At 57.7% G+C, this 23,490-nt stretch carries 17 protein-coding genes, 1 tRNA gene and 3 rRNA genes; 13 read left to right on the top strand and 8 right to left on the bottom strand.

The features are described from left to right. Window positions 1–99: 99 nt before the first annotated feature. The 5 genes from mnmG to ravA all read right to left on the bottom strand — a co-directional run bounded on the left by mnmG (window position 100) and on the right by ravA (window position 6,427). Window positions 100–1,989, bottom strand: a complete 1,890-nt coding sequence (gene mnmG / locus C1N62_RS17510; RefSeq protein ID WP_137764820.1) for a tRNA uridine-5-carboxymethylaminomethyl(34) synthesis enzyme MnmG — start codon at window positions 1,987–1,989, stop codon at window positions 100–102. A 387-nt stretch (window positions 1,990–2,376) separates the two neighbouring features. After that, window positions 2,377–2,820, bottom strand: a complete 444-nt coding sequence (gene mioC, locus C1N62_RS17505) for an FMN-binding protein MioC (protein WP_137764819.1) — start codon at window positions 2,818–2,820, stop codon at window positions 2,377–2,379. Window positions 2,821–2,911: 91 nt separating this feature from the next. Continuing rightward, entirely contained in the window at window positions 2,912–3,373 is a 462-nt protein-coding gene (asnC, locus tag C1N62_RS17500; protein WP_137764818.1) for a transcriptional regulator AsnC, read from the bottom strand. A gap of 81 nt (window positions 3,374–3,454) precedes the next feature. Continuing rightward, a complete protein-coding gene (gene viaA, locus C1N62_RS17495; RefSeq protein WP_137764817.1) occupies window positions 3,455–4,915 on the bottom strand; it encodes an ATPase RavA stimulator ViaA in 1,461 nt (486 codons plus the stop codon). A gap of 3 nt (window positions 4,916–4,918) precedes the next feature. Continuing rightward, complete coding sequence (gene ravA / locus C1N62_RS17490; protein ID WP_137764816.1) at window positions 4,919–6,427, bottom strand: ATPase RavA; 1,509 nt, start codon at window positions 6,425–6,427, stop codon at window positions 4,919–4,921. 263 nt (window positions 6,428–6,690) lie between these two features. On the opposite strand from ravA, the gene kup reads away from it, so the two are divergent. From kup to rbsR, 7 genes are all read left to right on the top strand, one after another. Beyond that, entirely contained in the window at window positions 6,691–8,559 is a 1,869-nt protein-coding gene (kup, locus tag C1N62_RS17485; protein WP_137764815.1) for a low affinity potassium transporter Kup, read from the top strand. Between the two features lie 195 nt (window positions 8,560–8,754). Continuing rightward, the gene (gene rbsD, locus C1N62_RS17480) at window positions 8,755–9,174 is read left to right on the top strand and encodes a D-ribose pyranase (RefSeq protein ID WP_137764814.1); all 420 of its coding nucleotides are present in this window, start codon (window positions 8,755–8,757) and stop codon (window positions 9,172–9,174) included. Between the two features lie 7 nt (window positions 9,175–9,181). Beyond that, window positions 9,182–10,687: a ribose ABC transporter ATP-binding protein RbsA gene (rbsA, locus tag C1N62_RS17475; protein WP_137764813.1), complete on the top strand. Its 1,506-nt coding sequence runs from the start codon at window positions 9,182–9,184 to the stop codon at window positions 10,685–10,687. 6 nt (window positions 10,688–10,693) lie between these two features. Then, window positions 10,694–11,659, top strand: a complete 966-nt coding sequence (gene rbsC / locus C1N62_RS17470) for a ribose ABC transporter permease (RefSeq protein WP_137764812.1) — start codon at window positions 10,694–10,696, stop codon at window positions 11,657–11,659. A gap of 28 nt (window positions 11,660–11,687) precedes the next feature. Continuing rightward, window positions 11,688–12,578 (top strand): ribose ABC transporter substrate-binding protein RbsB, encoded by an 891-nt coding sequence (gene rbsB / locus C1N62_RS17465; protein WP_137764811.1) that lies wholly within the window; start codon window positions 11,688–11,690, stop codon window positions 12,576–12,578. 75 nt (window positions 12,579–12,653) lie between these two features. Then, the gene (gene rbsK / locus C1N62_RS17460; RefSeq protein ID WP_137764810.1) at window positions 12,654–13,580 is read left to right on the top strand and encodes a ribokinase; all 927 of its coding nucleotides are present in this window, start codon (window positions 12,654–12,656) and stop codon (window positions 13,578–13,580) included. 3 nt (window positions 13,581–13,583) lie between these two features. After that, window positions 13,584–14,585, top strand: coding sequence for a ribose operon transcriptional repressor RbsR (rbsR, locus tag C1N62_RS17455; protein ID WP_137764809.1), 1,002 nt, complete (start codon window positions 13,584–13,586; stop codon window positions 14,583–14,585). Here rbsR and C1N62_RS17450 read toward each other — a convergent pair whose 3' ends face one another. Further along, complete coding sequence (locus C1N62_RS17450; RefSeq protein ID WP_137764808.1) at window positions 14,586–15,275, bottom strand: FadR/GntR family transcriptional regulator; 690 nt, start codon at window positions 15,273–15,275, stop codon at window positions 14,586–14,588. Between the two features lie 499 nt (window positions 15,276–15,774). Here C1N62_RS17450 and C1N62_RS17445 point away from each other — a divergent pair. The 4 genes from C1N62_RS17445 (at window position 15,775) to rrf (ending at window position 20,798) form a co-directional block, all read left to right on the top strand. Further along, window positions 15,775–17,316 (top strand): 16S ribosomal RNA (locus C1N62_RS17445). Window positions 17,317–17,397: 81 nt separating this feature from the next. Next, a tRNA-Glu gene (locus C1N62_RS17440) sits at window positions 17,398–17,473 on the top strand. A gap of 211 nt (window positions 17,474–17,684) precedes the next feature. Further along, a 23S ribosomal RNA gene (locus C1N62_RS17435) occupies window positions 17,685–20,595 on the top strand. Window positions 20,596–20,682: 87 nt separating this feature from the next. Next, a 5S ribosomal RNA gene (gene rrf / locus C1N62_RS17430) occupies window positions 20,683–20,798 on the top strand. The 16S, 23S and 5S rRNA genes sit together here with 1 tRNA gene alongside, the layout of an rRNA operon. A gap of 143 nt (window positions 20,799–20,941) precedes the next feature. Here the strand turns inward: rrf and mobB are convergent. Both mobB and mobA read right to left on the bottom strand, forming a co-directional pair. Then, the gene (mobB, locus tag C1N62_RS17425; RefSeq protein WP_137764807.1) at window positions 20,942–21,451 is read right to left on the bottom strand and encodes a molybdopterin-guanine dinucleotide biosynthesis protein MobB; all 510 of its coding nucleotides are present in this window, start codon (window positions 21,449–21,451) and stop codon (window positions 20,942–20,944) included. Window position 21,452: 1 nt separating this feature from the next. Continuing rightward, a complete protein-coding gene (gene mobA, locus C1N62_RS17420) occupies window positions 21,453–22,028 on the bottom strand; it encodes a molybdenum cofactor guanylyltransferase MobA (RefSeq protein ID WP_137764806.1) in 576 nt (191 codons plus the stop codon). A 145-nt stretch (window positions 22,029–22,173) separates the two neighbouring features. On the opposite strand from mobA, the gene C1N62_RS17415 reads away from it, so the two are divergent. Next, window positions 22,174–22,443, top strand: a complete 270-nt coding sequence (locus C1N62_RS17415; RefSeq protein ID WP_137764805.1) for a YihD family protein — start codon at window positions 22,174–22,176, stop codon at window positions 22,441–22,443. A gap of 38 nt (window positions 22,444–22,481) precedes the next feature. Beyond that, the gene (locus C1N62_RS17410) at window positions 22,482–23,471 is read left to right on the top strand and encodes a serine/threonine protein kinase (protein WP_137764804.1); all 990 of its coding nucleotides are present in this window, start codon (window positions 22,482–22,484) and stop codon (window positions 23,469–23,471) included. Window positions 23,472–23,490 lie beyond the last annotated feature (19 nt).

The raw sequence follows: 23,490 nt of genomic DNA, 5'->3' as shown, positions 1-23,490 counted from the left end.
TAGAGCATGGCAAGAGATGAAGCTTGCCACTGATGATAGTGCAGAGCGCAGCGAAGGCAAAGAGGCCGCCGCCAGCTTTCAGGCTGGCGGCGGGCAGAATCAGGCGCTGCGGCGCAGCAGGCCCTGTTTCTTCAGCCAGACAAGCAGGATGGAGATGGCGGCTGGCGTAATGCCGGAGATGCGTGACGCCTGACCGATGGAGCTGGGTTTGTGATCGTTCAGCTTGGCGATCACTTCATTCGACAGGCCGGAGACCTGACGGTAATCCAGATCCGCTGGCAGCACAGTGTTCTCGTTGCGCTGTTGGCGCTCGATCTCATCCTGCTGGCGGGCGATGTAGCCTTCATACTTCACCTGGATCTCAACCTGCTCCGCCGCCTGTGGATCGCTCAGCCCCGGGGCGAACGCCGACATGGAGACCATCTGCTGGTAGGTCATCTCCGGGCGGCGCAGCAACTCCTCACCGCTGGCCTCACGAGAGAGCGGTGCTTTCAGCAGCGCATTGACCTGCTCCACCTGCTCGGCGTGCGGGTGCACCCACAGGCTGCGCAGACGCTGGCGCTCCTGTTCGATCTGCTCCACTTTCTCGCAGTAGCGCGCCCAGCGGGTGTCATCAACCAGACCCAGCTCACGCCCCTTCTCCGTCAGGCGCAGGTCGGCATTGTCCTCACGCAGCATCAGGCGGTACTCGGCACGCGAAGTAAACATGCGGTACGGCTCTTTGGTGCCGAGGGTGCTCAGGTCATCAACCAGCACGCCGAGGTAAGCCTGATCGCGGCGTGGTGACCAGCCCTCATCCTCGTTGGCGTAACGGCCGGCGTTCAGGCCAGCCAGCAGGCCCTGCGCCGCCGCCTCTTCATAGCCGGTGGTGCCGTTGATCTGGCCCGCGAAGAACAGGCCGTGGATGAACTTGCTCTCCAGCGTCGGCTTCAGGTCACGCGGATCGAAGAAATCATACTCGATGGCGTAACCCGGACGCACGATACGGGCATTCTCCATGCCACGCATGGAGCGGACAATCTGCATCTGGACATCGAACGGCAGGCTGGTGGAGATGCCATTCGGATAAATTTCGTTGCTGGTCAGCCCTTCCGGCTCCAGGAAGATCTGGTGGGCGTTGCGATCGGCAAAGCGCATCACCTTGTCTTCGATCGACGGGCAGTAGCGCGGGCCGATCCCTTCGATGATCCCGGCGTACATCGGGCTGCGATCCAGGTTGTTTCGGATCACCTCATGCGTCTGCTCATTGGTATGGGTGATGTAGCACGGGATCTGGCGTGGGTGCTGGGAGGCATTGCCCATGAACGAGAACACCGGTGCCGGGTGGTCGCCATGCTGCGCTTCCAGCACGCTGAAGTCGATGGTGCGCGCATCGATACGCGGTGGTGTGCCGGTCTTGAGGCGGTTCACGCGCAGCGGCAGCTCACGCAGGCGGCGGGCCAGCGGGATCGACGGAGGATCGCCAGCACGGCCACCGCTGTAGTTCTCCAGGCCGATGTGGATCTTGCCATCCAGGAAGGTACCCACGGTCAGCACCACCGCTTTCGCGCGGAACTTGAGGCCCATCTGGGTCACGGCGCCCACCACCCGATCGTTCTCGACGATCAGATCTTCTACCGCCTGCTGGAAGATCATCAGGTTGGGCTGGTTCTCCAGCGCAGTGCGTACCGCCTGACGATAGAGCACGCGATCCGCCTGAGCGCGGGTGGCGCGAACGGCCGGGCCTTTGCTCGCGTTTAGTATCCTAAACTGGATGCCAGCGTGATCGATCGCCGTGGCCATCAACCCGCCGAGGGCGTCCACTTCTTTAACCAGATGTCCTTTTCCGATGCCACCGATCGCTGGGTTACAGGACATTTGTCCAAGCGTATCAATGTTATGCGTTAACAATAGGGTTTGTCGTCCCATACGGGCAGCCGCCATGGCCGCCTCGGTACCGGCGTGGCCACCACCGATGATGATGACGTCAAAATGGTCTGGATAAAACATGGTACTGCACCTCGCGGTTATGCGAATGATCGTGGTTTGCCCTGGGGTGGGGGATTCTACTTAAGTTTGGTCTTGCAACCAAGCGACTTAGGATCCTGGGATCGCAGGTAATTAAAAGAAGATCTTTTTTATTTAAAGATCTCTTTATTAGATCTCTTATTAGGATCGCGATCCTCTGTGCATAACTCCCGATTCCTGATGGGATACAGGGCGTTATAGACGATCATTAGCTGTGAATGATCGGTGATCCTGGAACGTATAAGCTGGGATCTGATCGCGGTTTTATACACAGGCACTTTTGGAAGGCCAGGTTGTTATCGGGATAACTACCGGTTTTACCCTGCTTTTAACGGTAGTTATCCACAACTGATCGCGTGATCTTTGACCTTATTTGAGTAATTTTACCCAATCGATCAGCCAGGCTTCGGCGGGGTCTTCGGGGATCTCATGCTCCGTCACGTCGATCTCGAGGCGATCGCCGATCTTTTTGGCGCCGCGGGCGATCAATGCGGTTTCCAGCGTTTTGATCGCGCCACAGAAGGTGTCATATTCGCTGCTGCCAAGACCCACTGCGCCAAAACGGATCGGGGAAAGATCGGGTTGTTGCTCCTCGATCTCCTCCAGCAGGGGTTGCAGGTTATCAGGCAGATCACCCGCGCCATGCGTTGAACTCACCAGCAGCCAGATGCCCGCCGGTGGCAGCTCATCAAGTGCCGGGCCATGCAGGGTCTCTGTGGAGAAACCGGCATCTTCCAACTTTTCGGCCAAATGTTCGGCGACGTATTCAGCACTGCCAAGGGTACTGCCACTGATCAGGGTAATGTCAGCCATAATGATCCCACCTGATATAAAGAGGGCGTATTGTACGCTGTGAATCAGTTGGGATCTACCTGTGGACAATATGGGTATGAACTTTTTCTCGTCAGGGGGCGATCGCACGCATGATCGGGTTCTGCAAGGAGATCAACGTCTCGGTGGACTGGATCTCATCGATGGTTTGGATCTTGTTGATAAGTACCTGTTGGAGTGCGTCGATCGATCGGCACATCACCTTGATGAAGATGCTGTAGTGCCCGGTGGTGTAGTACGCCTCCACCACCTCCTCCAGGCTCTCCAGCTTTTTCAGCGCCGAGGGGTAATCTTTGGCGCTCTTGAGGATAATGCCGATGAAGCAGCAGACGTCATAGCCCAGCTGCTTGGGGTTTACCTGGATGCAGGCACCGGTGATGATGCCGGCCTGCTTCATCTTCTCTACCCGTACATGGATGGTGCCGGGGCTGACGTTGAACACCTTTGCCAGCTCCGCATAGGCCGTGCGCGCGTTCTCCATCAGGGCATTCAGGATGCCGCGATCAAGATTGTCGATTTGGTACACTTCTGTCACTTTTCCACCTCTGCGTGATGACATGCAATGGGGAGAAGATAGTGGATCTCGACCGGCAGGGCTATGGTTATCAGGCGCTGGCTAGCGGTGCAGACGCCGCACCAGTCGGCTCTTCAGGCTGGTGTCGAAGCGCCAGATGTGGTCGAAGATGCGCATGATGCCGGGCTTGCCATAGGCAGACATCGCGACGGCATGGAAGCGTTGCTGCCGTTTCTGCTGATGGCCTCGCACTTTATCCACCAGCGGATCCGGCAGACGTTGGGCGATGAAATCGGAGATCACCACCGCGTCAGCATCGTGCCACTCGCGATCCTCCAGCTTTTTCAGCGTGGCAGAGAGGCAGGCTGCCAGATCCGTGCCGCCGCGGAAGTGCTGGCCGAGGAAACGGATCGCCTGCTCGATCCCGCTGGCGTCCGTCAGCTCATACTGCACGATCTCAGTGGCGAACAGCATCACGAAGCAGCGTCGCTTGTCCGCCAGGGCGATGCGCAACAGCGCCAGACAGAACGCCTTGGCGCACTGTTCATTGAAACCGCCCATAGAGCCAGAGGTATCGACGCAGACCACAAACGGCCCGCGCGGCTGCTCCTCATGGTGGTGGTGGGTGACCGGCCGCATCATGGTGCGCTCCTGCCAGGCGTCGCCCTGGAGCCGGTAGGTCATCAGCCGCTTCTCCAGCAGCCGGCGATAGAACTCAAACTCCAGCTCGCTCAGCCCCAGCATCGCCAGTTCGGTCGGCAGCAGGCGCAGGATGTCGTCGCTTTGGTGCAGGCCGCTGACCTGCTCCGGCACGGTGGCTGGCTCCCGCACCAGCTGGCGGTAAGGCTCCATCGCAGCGTTGTCCTGCGGTACGCTTTTGGCTGCCTGACTGCGGCCCAACCGCTCTGCCAGCCGATTCAGCTCCGGTTGCTGTTGCAGGAAGGCGCCATAGTCCAGCAGCTGCCGGTAGTTGCCGGCATACAGCTCGCCACGACTCATGTCCCACAGCCGGCCCGCGGCGCTGTCATTTTCCGCCAGCAGCGGCACCAGCGCGCCACTCATCGCCAGCCGCTGTTGCAGCTCGGCCAGCAATTGCTCGCGCTCCTGCTCCAGCAACTGGTGGTGCAGGGTAATGGCCTGAAGGGTCAGGCTCATGCGCCAGCGTTGTATAAAGAGGGTTTGCAGGCCGTCACTGTGGCTCTGGCTGGGATCTATCCCCTCCAGCAGCACCTCTGCCTCTGGGGCGAAGGGGGAGTCCATCGCCCGCAGATCGCGCACGATGCCGGGCAGGTGTTGGTAAAATTGGGCGGGGCTTTCGGTCATGCTGCGCTGATAGAAGTAGAACTCCTTGGTCAGCGCTGGCGGCACCGTGGCCTCATCGACTCGCCGCGCCAGCCGCTGCTTCCAGGCGGGCAGATCCTTGAGCAGCGCCCGTTTCAACCGCGGGAATTTCTCGAAGAACAGGGCGAGTTGCGGCGTGGCCAGCAGGCCGATGATGATCTCCTCAATCAGCTCGCTCTGGTTGATCGATAGCAGCATATCCAGCGTATGCAGGCTCAGCATCGGCTATTTCCCGCTGAAAGTCTGGCGCTGTTTCTTGATCTGCTCCGCCACCTGCATCAGGCTCCCCTCAATTTTCGCCAGCCAGGCAGCTGGCACAAACAGGCAGGGTTGGTGCGAGGCAAACAGTCGCCGCTGCTGGGCCAGTTTCTCAGTTAGCGTGTCCAGCTGGGCCAAAATCTCCGGTGAGACGGCGGCTGACTGCGTGCCCGGCAGTGAGAGCACCGAACGCTGTCGGCTGACATCCAGTACCGCCAGTTGCAGCTTCTCATCCACCTCCAGCTCCACCGTCTGGGCAAAGCCGATGCCGTTGAGTTTGCCACGCATCGCGCCGCCCTTCTGTAGCCAGTTGTCCAGCTCGTCGCGCTCCACCAGCAGGTGGGTCACCTGGATCTCATGCAGGTGCAGCGGGGTGTGCAGCAACAGGGTCAGCGTCTTCTCTTCGCCCGCCAGCTCCAGTACGTAGTGCGGCGTGCGGCTGAAGATGGCGGCTTTTTTGCTGACCTTGATCGCCTTGCTATCGCTGAGTTGCTGTTGCTCGCGTAGCCACTGTTGGTGCAACTGGTGGATTTGCAGGATCAGTGACTGCTGCTGGTAGGCCTGGGTAGTGAGCAACTGCTCCAGCTGTTGCTGGAACGCGGTGTAGGCGTTCAGGTCATGCCACAGGCAATCCTTGAGCAGCACCAGATCGACCGGGGTGATGGCCTGCCGGCCACTGAAGAAGGCGCTGGCCTGCAATAGGCGCAGGGCTTTCTTCCAACGGCGGTCAGAGACATAGGGCGACTCCTCCTGCGCATCCAGCCGCTCGCGCAGCTGGAAAATCAGCTCAAAGCAGCTGTCCGGCAGGCTGATGGCCGGGATCTCCCGCTGCCACTGGTGGAACTCCTCATCCGTGATGGCGAGGTTCTCCGGCACTGGGTTCTCTTTTTCGCTGGCGCGTTGGGTCAGCAGGGCGCGGAAGTTCTGTTTGTCCTGCACCTTGTCGAGCCACAGCCGGATCAGCATCCGGTCATAGAGCGCTTCCAGGCTGCTGTCAGCCTCCGGCAATTCATTCGAGGCGGCCACCAGCAGGCGCAGCGGGATGGCAGTCTCATCGTCGCCATTGCGGAAGCGGCGCTCGTTGATGGCAGTCAGCAGGGTATTGAGGATGGCGGGGCCGGCTTTCCAAATCTCATCGAGAAAGACAATCTCCGCCTCTGGCAGGTAGCCACGCGTCAGGCGCTGGTAGCGCCCCTCATCTTTCAGCGCCTGAATGGAGAGCGGGCCGAACACCTCTTCCGGCGTTGAGAAGCGGGTCATCAGGTACTCAAAGGCGCGGGCATGGCGGAAGGCGTACTTCAGGCGGCGGGCGATCAGGCTCTTGGCGATGCCCGGCGGCCCCAGCAAGAAAACGCTCTCGCCGCACAGCGCCGCCAGCAGGCAGAGCCGGATGGCATCCTGACGTTCATACAGTCCGCTCTCAAGCGCATTGCTGAGCCGCGCGATGCGTTCAGCCAGTCCCGTTGTGTGCACCATAATTACCCTTCATTTTCTTTCGGTTAAGGCATTCTGGTTTGCCGCCCGCGATTAATCCACTGTTATTTTTTGCGCCAGTAGCTTGTTGATTCGCAGTAATTTTCTATCCTCATTGAGTTGGCGCTCGCTGCGGTTCTGGCAGTAAAGGCCGCGATTTATCGATGGGCATTAGCGGTAATTCATGCATACTGTGCGCTTTTTGGTGGGCGTTCTGGAACTGGCGCACGCATCGCTTATGGATGTTCTAGCAAAAGAAACGAGTTATGAGCACAGAGCATAAAAAGTCACTGTCAGCCATGACCCTGGCCGCCATTGGGGTGGTCTACGGCGACATCGGTACCAGTCCCCTCTATACCCTGAGGGAGTGTTTTTCTGAGCATTACGGCTTTGATGTGCGTCCCGATGTGGTATTCGGCTTCCTCTCCCTGATCTTCTGGTTGCTGATTCTGGTCGTCTCGCTGAAGTACCTCTCCTATGTCCTGCGGGCCGACAACGCCGGGGAGGGGGGGATTTTGACCCTGATGTCACTGGCCGGGCGGCACACCTCCGCCCGCCTGACGGCCACGGTGGTCATTCTGGGCCTGATTGGCGGCAGCTTCTTCTATGGTGAGGTCGTGATCACCCCGGCGGTATCGGTGATGTCCGCGATTGAGGGGCTGGAGATCGCCGCGCCATCGCTGGAGGCGTATATCGTCCCCTGCTCGATTGTGGTGCTGACACTGCTGTTTATGATCCAGAAGCACGGTACCGGCAGCGTCAGCAAGTTCTTCGCCCCGGTGATGCTGGTCTGGTTTTTGGTGCTGGCGGCGCTGGGCGTGCGCGGCATCATGGGCAACCCGGACGTGTTGCAGGCGCTGAACCCGGCCTGGGCGGTCAGCTTCTTTATTGATCACAAGGCGCTCTCCTTCTTTGCGCTCGGCGCGGTGGTGCTCTCCATCACTGGGGTGGAGGCGCTGTATGCCGATATGGGCCACTTCGGCAAAAAACCGATCCGTTTGGCGTGGTTCATCGCGGTACTGCCCTCTCTGGTGCTGAACTACTTTGGTCAGGGCGCGCTGCTGTTGCAGAACCCCTCGGCGATCAAAAACCCCTTCTTCCTGTTGGCCCCGGATTGGGCGCTGGTGCCGTTGCTGGTGCTGGCAACGCTGGCGACGGTCATCGCCTCGCAGGCAGTGATCTCCGGCGTCTTCTCCCTGACGCGTCAGGCCGTGCGGTTGGGCTACCTGCCGCCGATGCGCATCATCCATACCTCGGAGATGGAGTCCGGCCAGATCTACATCCCGGTGATCAACTGGACGCTCTACGTGGCGGTGGTAATTGTGATTGCCAGCTTCCAGCACTCCAGTAACCTGGCCGCGGCCTACGGCATTGCCGTGACCGGCACCATGGTGCTGACCTCCATCCTCTCCTGTGTGGTGGCGCGCAAGAACTGGAACTGGAATCTGGTGCTGGTGGGCGCGCTACTGGTGATCCTGCTGGTGATTGATGTGCCGATGTTCTCCGCCAATGCCGCCAAGCTCTTCTCCGGCGGCTGGTTGCCGCTGACGCTGGGGCTGGTGATGTTCGTCATCATGACCACTTGGAAGAGCGAGCGCTTCCGCCTGCTGCGCCGGATGCATGAGCACGGCAACTCGCTGGAGGCGATGATCGCCTCGCTGGAGAAGTCACCGCCGGTGCGGGTGCCGGGCACTGCGGTCTATATGTCGCGCGCCATCAATGTCATCCCCTTCGCCCTGCTGCATAACCTGAAGCACAATAAGGTGCTGCATGAGCGTGTGGTGCTGCTGACACTGCGCACCGAGGACGCGCCCTTCGTGCATAACGTCCGTCGCGTCAGCATTGAGCAGCTCTCGCCCACCTTCTGGCGGGTGGTGGCCAGCTACGGGTTTAAGGAGACGCCGAACGTCGAGGAGATTTTCCACCGCTGCGGGCTGGAGGGACTGCCCTGCCGGATGATGGAGACCTCCTTCTTTATGTCCCACGAATCGTTGATCCTTGGTAAACGCCCGTGGTATCTGCGCATCCGCGGCAAACTGTTCATGACGCTGAGCCGCAATGCCCTGCGTGCGCCAGACCAGTTCCAGATCCCGCCCAACCGGGTGATCGAGCTGGGCACCCAGGTCGAGATTTAGTGACGAGGGCCTCCACGGAGGCCCTTTTTCATGCCTGTCGTCAGGCGAAGTGGCACTAAGTCAAATTTTGCCGCGTGTTCCCCTGCTGCCAGCGAAACGTTTCGATGGCGATCACACTTCTCTCTCAATCCTTTTGCCTTCTGACGCCGATTTTTTACACTCCACCATCGAAACGTTTCGCTGCCGGAGCAAAAAATGAAAAAGAGCGCCCTACTGAATGCCGATCTCTCCTATGCCGTTGCCCAGCTTGGGCATACCGACCAGCTGGTAATTGCCGACGCTGGCCTGCCTATCCCGGATAGCGCGTGGCGCATTGACCTGGCGCTGACCCACGGCGTGCCTGATTTCATCACCACTCTCGGGGTGATTACCCAAGAGATGCAGGTTGAGCGCGCGCTGCTGGCCGTCGAGATGGTCGAGCAGAACCCGGTCATCCACCAGCAACTGCTGAGCCACCTGGAGCAACTGGGCGAACGGCAGGGCAAGGCGGTGGTGGTCGACTACATCCACCACGAGGCATTCAAGGCGCAGAGTGCCCAGAGCCGCGCCATCGTGCGCACCGGGGAGTGCTCGCCCTATGCCAACGTCATTCTCTGTGCTGGCGTCACCTTCTGAGGTCTTTATGGACGCGTTACTGCAACTTAAAGGCATTGAGAAATCCTTCCCCGGCGTCAAGGCGCTGTCGGGCGCCGCGCTCTCCGTCTATCCGGGCCGGGTGATGGCGCTGGTGGGCGAAAATGGTGCTGGCAAGTCCACCATGATGAAAGTGCTGACCGGCATCTACCAGCCGGAAGCAGGCAGCCTGCGCTATCTGGGAGAGGAGACCCGTTTTGCCGGGCCGAAAGCCTCCCAGGAGGCAGGCATCGGCATCATCCATCAGGAGCTGAACCTGATCCCGCAGCTGACCATTGCGGAGAACATCTTTTTAGGCCGCGAGTTTGTAAACCGGTTTGGTGGCATCGATTGGGCGCGTATGCACAGTGAGGCCGGCAGGCTGCTGGCGCGCCTCAACGTGCGCCACAGCAGCCACCGGCTGGTGGGCGAGCTGTCGATTGGCGACCAGCAGATGGTCGAGATCGCCAAGGTGCTGAGCTTCAACTCGCGGGTCATCATCATGGATGAGCCGACCGACGCCCTGACCGATACCGAAACCGCCTCGCTGTTCAGCGTCATCCGCGAATTGCGCAGTCAGGGGTGCGGCATCGTCTACATCTCCCACCGGATGAAGGAGATCTTCGAGATTTGCGATGACGTGACGGTCTTCCGTGACGGCCAGTTTATCGCTGAGCGCGCGGTCTCCTCGCTGGAGGAGGAGTCACTGATTGAGATGATGGTTGGCCGCAAGCTGGAAGACCAGTACCCGCACCTCTCCCAACCACGCGGCAAAACGCGGCTGGTGGTAAATGGCGTGCGTGGGCCGGGGGTGGAACAGGCCAGCTTTACCCTGCACAGCGGCGAGATCCTCGGCATCTCCGGGCTGATGGGCGCGGGCCGCACCGAGCTGATGAAGATCCTCTACGGCGCGCTGCCCCGTACCGGCGGCAGCGTGGAGTTGGATGGTCAACCCGTCACGGCGCGTACCCCACAGGCGGGGCTGGCGGCTGGCATCGTCTACATCTCTGAAGACCGCAAACGTGACGGGCTGGTGCTCGGCATGTCAGTAAAAGAGAACATGTCGCTGACCGCCCTGCGCTACTTCAGCAAAGAGGTCGGACGGCTGCGCCATGCCGACGAGCGGCAGGCGGTCAGCGACTTTATCCGGCTGTTCAATATCAAAACCCCTTCAATGGAGCAGCCGATTGGCCTGCTCTCCGGCGGCAACCAGCAAAAGGTGGCCATCGCCCGCGGCCTGATGACGCGCCCAAAGGTGCTGATTCTGGATGAGCCGACGCGCGGGGTGGATGTCGGCGCGAAGAAAGAGATCTATCAGCTGATTAACCAGTTCAAGCAGGAGGGGCTAAGCATCATTCTGGTCTCCTCGGAGATGCCGGAGGTGATCGGCATGAGCGATCGCATTCTGGTAATGCATGAAGGGCGTATCAGCGGCGAGTTTGCCCGTGGGCAGGCGACACAAGAGGTGCTGATGGCCGCGGCCGTCGGCAAGCAACACAGCGCAACACAGGAATAAGCAGAGATGAGTAGTCAAGCACTGCCGGCCAAGCGCTGGTTCAACAAAACATGGTGGCTGGAGCAGAAATCACTGATCGCGCTGGTGGTGTTGATCGCCGTGGTGTCATCAATGAGCCCCAACTTCTTCAGCCTGAACAACCTGTTCAATATCCTGCAACAGACCTCGGTCAACGCCATCATGGCGGTCGGCATGACGCTGGTGATCCTCACCTCCGGCATTGACCTCTCTGTCGGGTCACTGCTGGCGCTGACCGGCGCGGTCGCTGCCTCGCTGGTGGGCATGGAGGTCAACGCCTTCCTAGCAGGCGCGGCAGCGCTGGGACTGGGCGCGCTGGTGGGCGCGGGCACCGGGGTCATTGTAGCGAAGGGGCGGGTGCAGGCATTTATCGCCACGCTGGTGATGATGCTGCTGCTGCGCGGCGTCACCATGGTTTACACCAACGGCAGCCCGGTCAACACCGGTTTCTCTGATGCCGCCGACACCTTTGGCTGGTTTGGCATCGGCCGCCCGCTGGGTATTCCGGCACCGGTCTGGCTGATGGCGCTGGTGTTCCTTGCCGCCTGGTACATGCTGCACCACACCCGCTTGGGCCGCTACATCTATGCGCTGGGCGGCAACGAGGCGGCGACGCGCCTCTCCGGCATCAGCGTCAATAAGGTCAAAATCATCGTCTATGCCCTGAGCGGCATGTTGGCGGCGCTGGCTGGCATCATTGAGGTGGCACGCCTCTCCTCCGCCCAACCGACCGCCGGTACTGGCTATGAGCTGGACGCGATCGCCGCGGTGGTGCTGGGCGGCACCAGCCTGGCTGGCGGCAAGGGGCGCATCATGGGCACCCTGATTGGCGCGCTGATTCTGGGCTTCCTGAACAACGGCCTGAACCTGCTCGGCGTCTCCTCCTATTACCAGATGATCGTCAAGGCGGTGGTGATACTGCTGGCGGTGCTGGTGGATAACAAAAGCAAATAATTTTCCGATACGTTTAGAGGATACACACATGACAAAGATGAAAAAGTTGGCGACCCTGATCTCCGCCGTGGCCCTGAGCGCGACCTTCTCCACTCAGGCTCTGGCGAAAGATACGCTGGCGCTGGTGGTCTCTACCCTCAATAACCCCTTCTTCGTGACGCTGAAAGATGGCGCGCAGAAGGAGGCAGACAAACTCGGCTACAACCTGGTGGTGCTGGATTCGCAGAACAACCCGGCGAAAGAGCTGGCCAACGTGCAGGATCTGACGGTGCGCGGCACGAAATTGCTGCTGATTAACCCCACTGACTCCGACGCGGTTGGCAATGCGGTGAAGATGGCGAATCAGGCCAACATTCCGGTGATCACCCTCGACCGCGTTGCGACACATGGCAACGTGGTGAGCCACATCGCCTCCGATAACCGTGCTGGCGGCAATATGGCCGGGGAGTTCATCGCGAAGAAACTGGGCAACGGCGCGAAGGTTATCCAGCTGGAGGGCATTGCCGGGACGTCCGTCGCGCGTGAACGTGGCAAAGGCTTCAAGCAGGCGCAAGAGAAAAATAAATTCACCCTGCTCGCCAGCCAGCCCGCCGACTTTGACCGCACCAAGGGCCTGAACGTCATGCAGAACCTGCTGACGGCCCACCCGGATGTGCAGGCGGTATTCGCCCAGAATGATGAGATGGCGCTGGGTGCCCTGCGCGCGCTGCAAACCGCTGGCAAAAGCGACGTGATCATTGTCGGTTTCGACGGCACCGCCGACGGCGTGAAGGCCGTACAAGGCGGCAAACTGGCGGCCACCGTGGCACAACGCCCTGACCAGATTGGGGTGATTGGCGTCCAGACCGCCGATAAAGTGTTGAAAGGTGAAAAGGTAGCGGCGATCATTCCAGTCGATCTGGAGCTGGTGGCGAAATAAACCTGCCGTGGCGGGCGTGCATCGCGCCCGCCCTGTGGAAGCGGTAATGACATGTCAGGAGTGGCGGGAAGCATCATGAAGAACGGCAAACTAGTGGTTCTGGGCAGCATCAACGCTGACCATATTCTCAATACGGCGCACTTTCCGCGTCCCGGCGAAACGCTGATCGGGTCGCAGTATCAGGTTGCCTTTGGCGGCAAGGGGGCCAATCAGGCCGTGGCGGCTGGCCGCAGCGGCGCGGAGATCGCCTTTATTGCCTGCGTGGGCGCGGATGATATCGGGGAGCGCATCCGCCAGCAGTTGGCGGCAGACAACATCGATACCCGGCCGATTGAGGCGATTGAGGAGACCACCACCGGCGTCGCGCTGATCTTTGTTAACGGTGAGGGCGAAAACATGATTGGCATCCACGCGGGTGCCAACGCCGCCCTGACCCCCGCCTATCTCGAGCGCTATCAGGATGAAATCAAAAACGCCTCCGCGCTGCTGATGCAGTTGGAGTCGCCGCTGGAGAGCGTGACCGCCGCCGCCACGCTGGCGAGAGCGCACCAGACCCAGGTGATCCTCAACCCTGCGCCCGCCTGTGAACTGCCGGATGCACTGCTGGCCTGTGTGGACATGATTACGCCCAATGAGACCGAGGCGGAGCTGCTCACGGGCATCGCCATCCGTAACGATCAGGATGCCGCCCGTGCCGCTGCCATCCTGCACGACAAAGGGATTGCGACAGTGCTGATCACCCTTGGCAGTCGCGGCGTCTGGCTCAGTGAGCAGGGCAAGGGCGAGCTGATTCCTGGCTTCCGAGTGCAAGCCGTGGATACCATCGCCGCTGGCGATACCTTTAATGGCGCGTTGCTGACTGCCCTGCTGGAGCAACGCCCGCTGAAAGCGGCGGTACGCTTCGCCCATGCGGCGGCGGCGATTGCCGTGACCCGGCCGGGCGCGCAACCTTCCGTGCCGTGGCGTCAGGAGATCGATGCCTTCCTACAACAACAGGGGTGACATTTGGCCACCATGAAAGATGTCGCCCGCCTGGCGGGCGTCTCCACCTCGACGGTCTCCCATGTCATCAATAACAACCGTTTCGTTAGCGACAGCGTGCGCGAAAAGGTGCTGGCGGCGGTAGAGTCGCTCAACTATGCCCCCTCCGCCCTCGCCCGTAGCCTGAAGATGAACCAGACCCACACCATCGGCATGCTGCTGACCGCCAGTAGCAACCCCTTCTACGCCGAACTGGTGCGTGGCGTGGAGCGCAGCTGTTATGAGCGCGGGTATAGTCTGATCATCTGCAATACCGAAGGGGACGTGGAGCGTATGAACCGCAATCTGGAGATGCTGCTGCAAAAGCGGGTCGATGGGCTGCTACTGATGTGCACCGAAACCCATCTCCCCTCTGAGGATGCGCTGCGCCGCTACCCCTCCCTGCCGATTGTGATGATGGACTGGGCACCGTTCCCGGATGCCAATGACATTATCCAGGATAACTCCCTGCTGGGCGGTGAGCTGGCAACCCGCTATTTGATCGAACAGGGCTACCGGCGCATCGCCTGCATTGCTGGCCCGCAGGACAAGACGCCCGCCCGTGCGCGGTTGGCGGGTTTCCAGCGCGCCATGCAACAGGCGCAACTGGCCGTGCCGGAGGAGTACCTCATCTATAGCGATTTTGAATTCGCGGGGGGAATGGCCGCCATGACGGAGTTACTGGCGCTCCCTTCCCCGCCCGAGGCGGTCTTCACCAGCAATGATGCGATGGCGGTCGGCGCGTATCAGGCGCTTTACCAACAGGGACTGTCAGTGCCAGCGGATGTGGCGGTCATCGGCTATGACGACATTGAGCTGGCGCGCTACATGACACCGCCACTGACTACAGTGCACCAGCCCAAGGATGATCTGGGCGAACTGGCGGTAGATACACTGCTGCACCGCTTGAACAACCCGGCGGCTGAACCGCAGCGGCTGGTGCTGACGCCTGAGCTGGTGGTACGCGACTCGGTCACGCGTCGCTAGTCAGGGCGCCTCGGTCAGGAGTGTCAGGCAAGCCATGCGCGCCGCCTCACCATCACCCTCTAATATGGCGGTGACTATCGCGTGGTGATGCGCCAGCTTGATCACTTCATTATCTGTGATGGTTTCGAAATAGCGGTGATAGACCGATCTAAACAGATTGGCGAAAGAGGTCAGGAACGGATTGCCGCTGGCCTCATACAGCAGCTGGTGGAAGTGGCTATCCACCTTTATCCAGCGTTCGCGATCAAAGTTATCATCCAGCGCGCGCATCTCTGCCATATATAAGGAGAGGCGCTGCTTCTGTTCCGCAGTCGCCAGGCTTGCGGCCAGAGAGCAGGCTTGCGGCTCCAGCGCAGTACGCATAATAAGGAAGTGCTGCATCACCTCTTCGCTGTTTGCCTGCTTCATCCACCAGGTCAGCAGATCCTGATCGAGGAAGTTCCAATTTGCCTGAGGCATCACCCGTGTCCCAATACGTGGGCGCGGCAGGAGCATCCCTTTCGCCGCGAGAATCTTCACGGCCTCGCGCAATGCGGTACGGCTGACGTGATAGATCTCAGCCAGTTCCATCTCTCCCGGCAGAATGCTCCCCTCTTTATAGACGCCCGCCAGCAGTTGCTGGGCAAGTTTTTCCGCAAGAAGGTATGAAAGGTTACGCTGGGCAGCCTGTTGCTGCGCATTGATGGGCATAATTATCGTCCTGGCTCACCGCGCAAATGCGGCGTTGATACCGGCGATTATGGGCAGATCTGGCCAAAGAGGGTAATAAAAAGCATAAATCTGCTGCTTTATAGTGCAAGACGGCTAAACATTCGCCGCTTGAATCTTTTTTTGAAATTAGGGGTTGCGGCCTGCCGAGAACTCCCTATAATGCGCCTCCACTGACCGGGAACAACGACCAACACGTCGCCGGGTCAGCGGAGAGGCCCTCAGCGGAAACGCTGAAAACACTAGAAAATAGTGCTTGACTCTCCGGTGGGAAAGCGTAATATGTGCCTCCCACGTTACCGAAACGAAACGGTAACGACTGCTCTTTAACAATTTATCAGACAATCTGTGTGGGCACTCACAAGACAATATCAAGCATCCTCGGATGCACAAAATATTAAGTCTTGAAGAGTGACTAACTGAAGTAAAATTCAAACAGTAACCTTTGAGCATCGCTACCTTGTGTAGCACATCAAGCTTTTAATTGAAGAGTTTGATCATGGCTCAGATTGAACGCTGGCGGCAGGCCTAACACATGCAAGTCGAGCGGCAGCGGAAAGTAGCTTGCTACTTTGCCGGCGAGCGGCGGACGGGTGAGTAATGTCTGGGGATCTGCCTGATGGAGGGGGATAACTACTGGAAACGGTAGCTAATACCGCATAACGTCGCAAGACCAAAGCGGGGGACCTTCGGGCCTCGCGCCATCAGATGAACCCAGATGGGATTAGCTAGTAGGTGGGGTAATGGCTCACCTAGGCGACGATCCCTAGCTGGTCTGAGAGGATGACCAGCCACACTGGAACTGAGACACGGTCCAGACTCCTACGGGAGGCAGCAGTGGGGAATATTGCACAATGGGGGAAACCCTGATGCAGCCATGCCGCGTGTATGAAGAAGGCCTTCGGGTTGTAAAGTACTTTCAGCGAGGAGGAAGGCGGTAAGGTTAATAACCTTACCGATTGACGTTACTCGCAGAAGAAGCACCGGCTAACTCCGTGCCAGCAGCCGCGGTAATACGGAGGGTGCAAGCGTTAATCGGAATTACTGGGCGTAAAGCGCACGCAGGCGGTTTGTTAAGTCAGATGTGAAATCCCCGAGCTTAACTTGGGAACTGCATTTGAAACTGGCAAGCTAGAGTCTCGTAGAGGGGGGTAGAATTCCAGGTGTAGCGGTGAAATGCGTAGAGATCTGGAGGAATACCGGTGGCGAAGGCGGCCCCCTGGACGAAGACTGACGCTCAGGTGCGAAAGCGTGGGGAGCAAACAGGATTAGATACCCTGGTAGTCCACGCTGTAAACGATGTCGATTTGGAGGTTGTGCCCTTGAGGCGTGGCTTCCGGAGCTAACGCGTTAAATCGACCGCCTGGGGAGTACGGCCGCAAGGTTAAAACTCAAATGAATTGACGGGGGCCCGCACAAGCGGTGGAGCATGTGGTTTAATTCGATGCAACGCGAAGAACCTTACCTACTCTTGACATCCAGAGAACTTGGCAGAGATGCCTTGGTGCCTTCGGGAACTCTGAGACAGGTGCTGCATGGCTGTCGTCAGCTCGTGTTGTGAAATGTTGGGTTAAGTCCCGCAACGAGCGCAACCCTTATCCTTTGTTGCCAGCGATTCGGTCGGGAACTCAAAGGAGACTGCCGGTGATAAACCGGAGGAAGGTGGGGATGACGTCAAGTCATCATGGCCCTTACGAGTAGGGCTACACACGTGCTACAATGGCGCATACAAAGAGAAGCAAACTCGCGAGAGCAAGCGGACCTCATAAAGTGCGTCGTAGTCCGGATTGGAGTCTGCAACTCGACTCCATGAAGTCGGAATCGCTAGTAATCGTGGATCAGAATGCCACGGTGAATACGTTCCCGGGCCTTGTACACACCGCCCGTCACACCATGGGAGTGGGTTGCAAAAGAAGTAGGTAGCTTAACCTTCGGGAGGGCGCTTACCACTTTGTGATTCATGACTGGGGTGAAGTCGTAACAAGGTAACCGTAGGGGAACCTGCGGTTGGATCACCTCCTTACCTAGAGATATTTGACTGTGCAGTGCTCACACAGATTGTCTGATAGATGTACGAGCAAAGCGTCTGCGAAGCTGACCACGTGTCCCCTTCGTCTAGAGGCCTAGGACACCGCCCTTTCACGGCGGTAACAGGGGTTCGAATCCCCTAGGGGACGCCACTTGCTGATGATGGGTGAAAGACATTATCAACCGATATCTTAAAGCTGACTTACGAGTCAGGTTTACGATATTTGCTCTTTAACAATCTGGAACAAGCTGAAAATTGAAACCTTACAGCCCTGTCTCTCTCCGTAGAAGTCTTGAGAGATGGCGCATGTAAGAGAGTCTCTCAAATAATCACACCCTGATGGAAACATCTTCGGGTTGTGAGGTTAAGCGACTAAGCGTACACGGTGGATGCCTAGGCAGTCAGAGGCGATGAAGGGCGTGCTAATCTGCGATAAGCGTCGGTAAGCTGATATGAAGCGTTATACCCGACGATACCCGAATGGGGAAACCCAGTGTGATACGTCACACTATCTCTGCATGAATACATAGTGCAGTGAGGCGAACCGGGGGAACTGAAACATCTAAGTACCCCGAGGAAAAGAAATCAACCGAGATTCCCCCAGTAGCGGCGAGCGAACGGGGAACAGCCCAGAACCTGAATCAGTTTGTGTGTTAGTGGAAGCGTCTGGAAAGTCGCACAGTAAAGGGTGATAGTCCCGTACACAAAAATACACAAGTTGTGAGTTCGATGAGTAGGGCGGGACACGTGACATCCTGTCTGAATATGGGGGGACCATCCTCCAAGGCTAAATACTCCTGACTGACCGATAGTGAACCAGTACCGTGAGGGAAAGGCGAAAAGAACCCCGGCGAGGGGAGTGAAATAGAACCTGAAACCGTGTACGTACAAGCAGTGGGAGCCTTGATTTATCAGGGTGACTGCGTACCTTTTGTATAATGGGTCAGCGACTTATATTTTGTAGCAAGGTTAACCGTATAGGGGAGCCGTAGGGAAACCGAGTCTTAACTGGGCGTCTAGTTGCAAGGTATAGACCCGAAACCCGGTGATCTAGCCATGGGCAGGTTGAAGGTTGGGTAACACTAACTGGAGGACCGAACCGACTAATGTTGAAAAATTAGCGGATGACTTGTGGCTGGGGGTGAAAGGCCAATCAAACCGGGAGATAGCTGGTTCTCCCCGAAAGCTATTTAGGTAGCGCCTCGTGAATTTATCTTCGGGGGTAGAGCACTGTTTCGGCTAGGGGGCCACCCCGGCTTACCAACCCGATGCAAACTGCGAATACCGAAGAATATTATCACGGGAGACACACGGCGGGTGCTAACGTCCGTCGTGAAGAGGGAAACAACCCAGACCGCCAGCTAAGGTCCCAAAGTCATGGTTAAGTGGGAAACGATGTGGGAAGGCACAGACAGCCAGGATGTTGGCTTAGAAGCAGCCATCATTTAAAGAAAGCGTAATAGCTCACTGGTCGAGTCGGCCTGCGCGGAAGATGTAACGGGGCTAAACCATGCACCGAAGCTGCGGCAGCGACGCTTAGGCGTTGTTGGGTAGGGGAGCGTTCTGTAAGCCTGCGAAGGTGGACTGTGAGGTCTGCTGGAGGTATCAGAAGTGCGAATGCTGACATAAGTAACGATAAAGCGGGTGAAAAGCCCGCTCGCCGGAAGACCAAGGGTTCCTGTCCAACGTTAATCGGGGCAGGGTGAGTCGACCCCTAAGGCGAGGCTGAAAAGCGTAGTCGATGGGAAACAGGTTAATATTCCTGTACTTGGTGTTACTGCGAAGGGGGGACGGAGAAGGCTAGGCTGGCCAGGCGACGGTTGTCCTGGTTTAAGCGTGTAGGGGGAGAAGGCAGGTAAATCCGCTTTCTTGTTAACCCTGAGGCGCAATGACGAGCCACTACGGTGGTGAAGTAGCTGATGCCCTGCTTCCAGGAAAAGCCTCTAAGCTCCAGGTAACACGAAATCGTACCCCAAACCGACACAGGTGGTCAGGTAGAGAATACTCAGGCGCTTGAGAGAACTCGGGTGAAGGAACTAGGCAAAATGGTGCCGTAACTTCGGGAGAAGGCACGCTGGCATGTAGGTGAAGGGACTTGCTCCCGGAGCTGAAGCCAGTCGCAGATACCAGCTGGCTGCAACTGTTTAATAAAAACACAGCACTGTGCAAACACGAAAGTGGACGTATACGGTGTGACGCCTGCCCGGTGCCGGAAGGTTAATTGATGGGGTTAGCGGCAACGCGAAGCTCTTGATCGAAGCCCCGGTAAACGGCGGCCGTAACTATAACGGTCCTAAGGTAGCGAAATTCCTTGTCGGGTAAGTTCCGACCTGCACGAATGGCGTAATGATGGCCAGGCTGTCTCCACCCGAGACTCAGTGAAATTGAACTCGCTGTGAAGATGCAGTGTACCCGCGGCAAGACGGAAAGACCCCGTGAACCTTTACTATAGCTTGACACTGAACATTGAGCCTTGATGTGTAGGATAGGTGGGAGGCTTTGAAGTGTGGACGCCAGTCTGCATGGAGCCAACCTTGAAATACCACCCTTTAATGTTTGATGTTCTAACTCGGCCCCGTTATCCGGGGTGAGGACAGTGTCTGGTGGGTAGTTTGACTGGGGCGGTCTCCTCCTAAAGAGTAACGGAGGAGCACGAAGGTTAGCTAATCACGGTCGGACATCGTGAGGTTAGTGCAAAGGCATAAGCTAGCTTGACTGCGAGAGTGACGGCTCGAGCAGGTGCGAAAGCAGGTCTTAGTGATCCGGTGGTTCTGAATGGAAGGGCCATCGCTCAACGGATAAAAGGTACTCCGGGGATAACAGGCTGATACCGCCCAAGAGTTCATATCGACGGCGGTGTTTGGCACCTCGATGTCGGCTCATCACATCCTGGGGCTGAAGTAGGTCCCAAGGGTACGGCTGTTCGCCGTTTAAAGTGGTACGCGAGCTGGGTTTAGAACGTCGTGAGACAGTTCGGTCCCTATCTGCCGTGGGCGTTGGAAGATTGAGAGGGGTTGCTCCTAGTACGAGAGGACCGGAGTGAACGCACCACTGGTGTTCGGGTTGTCATGCCAATGGCACTGCCCGGTAGCTAAGTGCGGAAAAGATAAGCGCTGAAAGCATCTAAGCGCGAAACTTGCCTCAAGATGAGTCTTCCCTGGGACCTTGAGTCCCCTGAAGGGACGTTTAAGACGAAGACGTTGATAGGCCGGATGTGTAAGTGCAGCGATGCATTGAGCTAACCGGTACTAATGACCCGTGAGGCTTAACCTTACAACACCGAAGGTGTTTTCAGAGACGCGATATTCAGCTTGGTTCAGATATCTGATGGCCCGTTGGGCGGTCAGAGCACAGAATTTGCCTGGCGGCACGAGCGCGGTGGTCCCACCTGACCCCATGCCGAACTCAGAAGTGAAACGCCGTAGCGCCGATGGTAGTGTGGGGTCTCCCCATGCGAGAGTAGGGAACTGCCAGGCATCCATTCACAAAACAGCCTCATGCGATAAGCATGGGGCTTTTTTGTTTGTCTAAATTTCAAAAAACAGTGCAAACTTGTACGGGCCTCGCCTTTAGAGGGCATTAACAAGCGTGTTATCTGCCCTTCTCTGCGTTGAATCGTCTACTGTCGCACCAGCCACTGTTGAATAAACTCTGCTATTTTTCTTGGCTGATTGAGATCCAAAGCCACGATCCCGTCTACCAAGCTATCACTCGCTACTGCAATCACATGCTGATCGATCAGGCTCTCCAATGAACGTCCTACGGCTGCGCGGTACAACGCGATCTTGGGAATCGGCTCATGTTTGAATCCCTCTACCAAAATCAGATCGATTTTGTTGCCATCAAAACGGCTCGCGAGATACGCCAGATCTGGCTCCTCAGCATTATCAGGCGTCTCTGTCATTAACGCCCACCGGCGCCCGCTGGCTACCATTGTCTGATTGGCGCCTGCCTTACGCAGTTCATAGCTGTCTTTGCCCGGTGTATCGACATCAACATCATGGTGGCTATGTTTAATCAGCCCAACCCTTACCCCGCATTGCGCCAGTAAGGGGATAAGCTGTTTTAGCAACGTGGTTTTGCCGGTACCGCTGTAAGCGACAATGCCTAGAAGGGGACGCGTATTCATCTTAATCCGCCGTTGGAAGACTTGGTAAATCTGCTGGAGAGTTGATATTACGGAACGCACTGGCCTGTGGGAAAGTGACAGCCTGAGCATCAAGCTGCTCAAAGAAGAGCATCAACTTACGATCGCCGTTACGTAAAAACTGCTCCAATGGGTCGGCGACACGCCGGTTCAGTAAACAGAGCGTTGGATGCGCCCGTTGGCCGTCATGGACATAGGCTGCCATCGCCTGATGGCGCCCTGACCATAACCGGGTAATCAGGTCAATTGGCAGAAAGGGCACATCACATGGCACAAATGCCACCCAGTCAGTGCTACTGTTCCGCAGCCCCGCCAGCATTCCCGCCAACGGGCCGGCAAAGCCAGGGAAGGTATCGCGAAAGGTTGGGTAGGCGGCAGAGTAGATCTCCAGATTACGGTTGGCGCTGATCATGATGTGATCGAGCTGTGGTGCCAGCCGCTCCGCGACATGTTGAAAGAGCGGTTTGCCGGCCAATCGCACCAGTCCCTTGTCTTCACCGCCCATCCGGCTGCCCTGTCCGCCGCAAAGAATCACGCCTGTTATGGATAACGCTTCCATATTCATCTCTCTAAATACGTCGTGGCACTGATTGTAGCGCCGATAGTCGGTGGCGCGGCATTTACTTTTATTGACAACTGCGACCCTTTCACTGGGCCGGCATCCCTGCTACTTTGTCGGTTTCTTACGAAAGAGGGATAGGGTGATGAATAGCCATCGGGTGAATGAACTGATCGCACTGCTTCAACCGGCATGGCAGCAAGATGCCGATCTCAATCTACTGCAATTCCTGCAAAAATTGGCGCAGGAGAGCGGATATCAAGGCGAACTGGCCGATCTCAGTGATGATACGTTGATCTATCATTTGAAGATGCGTGGCAGTGACACGACGGAAGAGATTCCCGGCCTGAAGAAAGATTATGAAGAAGACTTTAAAACTGCCATTCTGCGGGCCCGTGGCGTCATTAAGGATTAGCCTTCCCCCTCCCTTTGAACGCTTCACTGAAGACCATTATGACGACAACCCCTGCTTTTAATTTTCACGCCCTCACGCCGGATCTGATTCTGGACGCCCTGCAACAGACCGGGATCTACGTTGACTCTGGCCTGACCGAACTTAACAGCTATGAAAACCGCGTCTTTCAGTTTATGGATGAGTCACGTAAACGCTACGTGGTGAAATTTTATCGGCCAGAGCGTTGGAATGAGGCGCAGTTGCGTGAGGAGCATGAGTTTGCCGCTGAGCTGAATGAGGGGGAGATCCCCCTGATTGCGCCGCTTGCAGTAGCGGGCGAAACCTTGCATCACTATCAGGGTTACTTCTTCACGCTGTTCCCAAGCGCTGGCGGGCGAGCCTATGAGGTGGACAACCTGGACCAACTGGAAATGGTTGGCCGCTATCTTGGGCGCATTCATCAGGTGGGCGGTGAGCGTCTGTTCACTGCCCGGCCTACCATTGGGCTGGAAGAGTACCTAACACAGCCGCGTCAGGTACTGGAGAGCAGCGAGCTGATCCCAGACGGCCAGCGCCGCGCATTTCTGGCGGCAACAGATGACCTGATTCAGGCGACCGCGCAACGTTGGCAGCCTGAATGGCAATCGCGCCGGCTGCATGGTGACTGCCATCCGGGCAATATTCTGTGGCGTGATGGCCCTTGTTTCGTCGATCTGGATGATGCGCGTAATGGCCCGGCAGTGCAGGATCTCTGGATGCTGCTGCACGGTGACAAAGCCGAGCAGCGGATCCAGCTGGACATCCTGTTGGAGGCTTATGGTGAGTTTACCGACTTTGATCAGCGTGAGCTGGCGCTGATCGAACCTCTGCGCGCGATGCGCATGGTACATTATCTGGCGTGGGTTGCGCGTCGCTGGCAGGATCCGGCCTTCCCCCGCAGCTTCCCTTGGATGACGGAAAGCCATTTCTGGGAGCGCCAGATGCTCACGTTCAGGGAGCAGATTATTCAATTGCAGGAACCCCCGCTGCAATTAATGCCGATGTATTAATGATTGAATCAACGGAGAA

The sequence above is a fragment of the Nissabacter sp. SGAir0207 genome, from assembly GCF_005491205.1.
GTDB lineage: Bacteria > Pseudomonadota > Gammaproteobacteria > Enterobacterales > Enterobacteriaceae > Chimaeribacter.
This window is presented reverse-complemented; position numbering and strand designations above follow the sequence as displayed.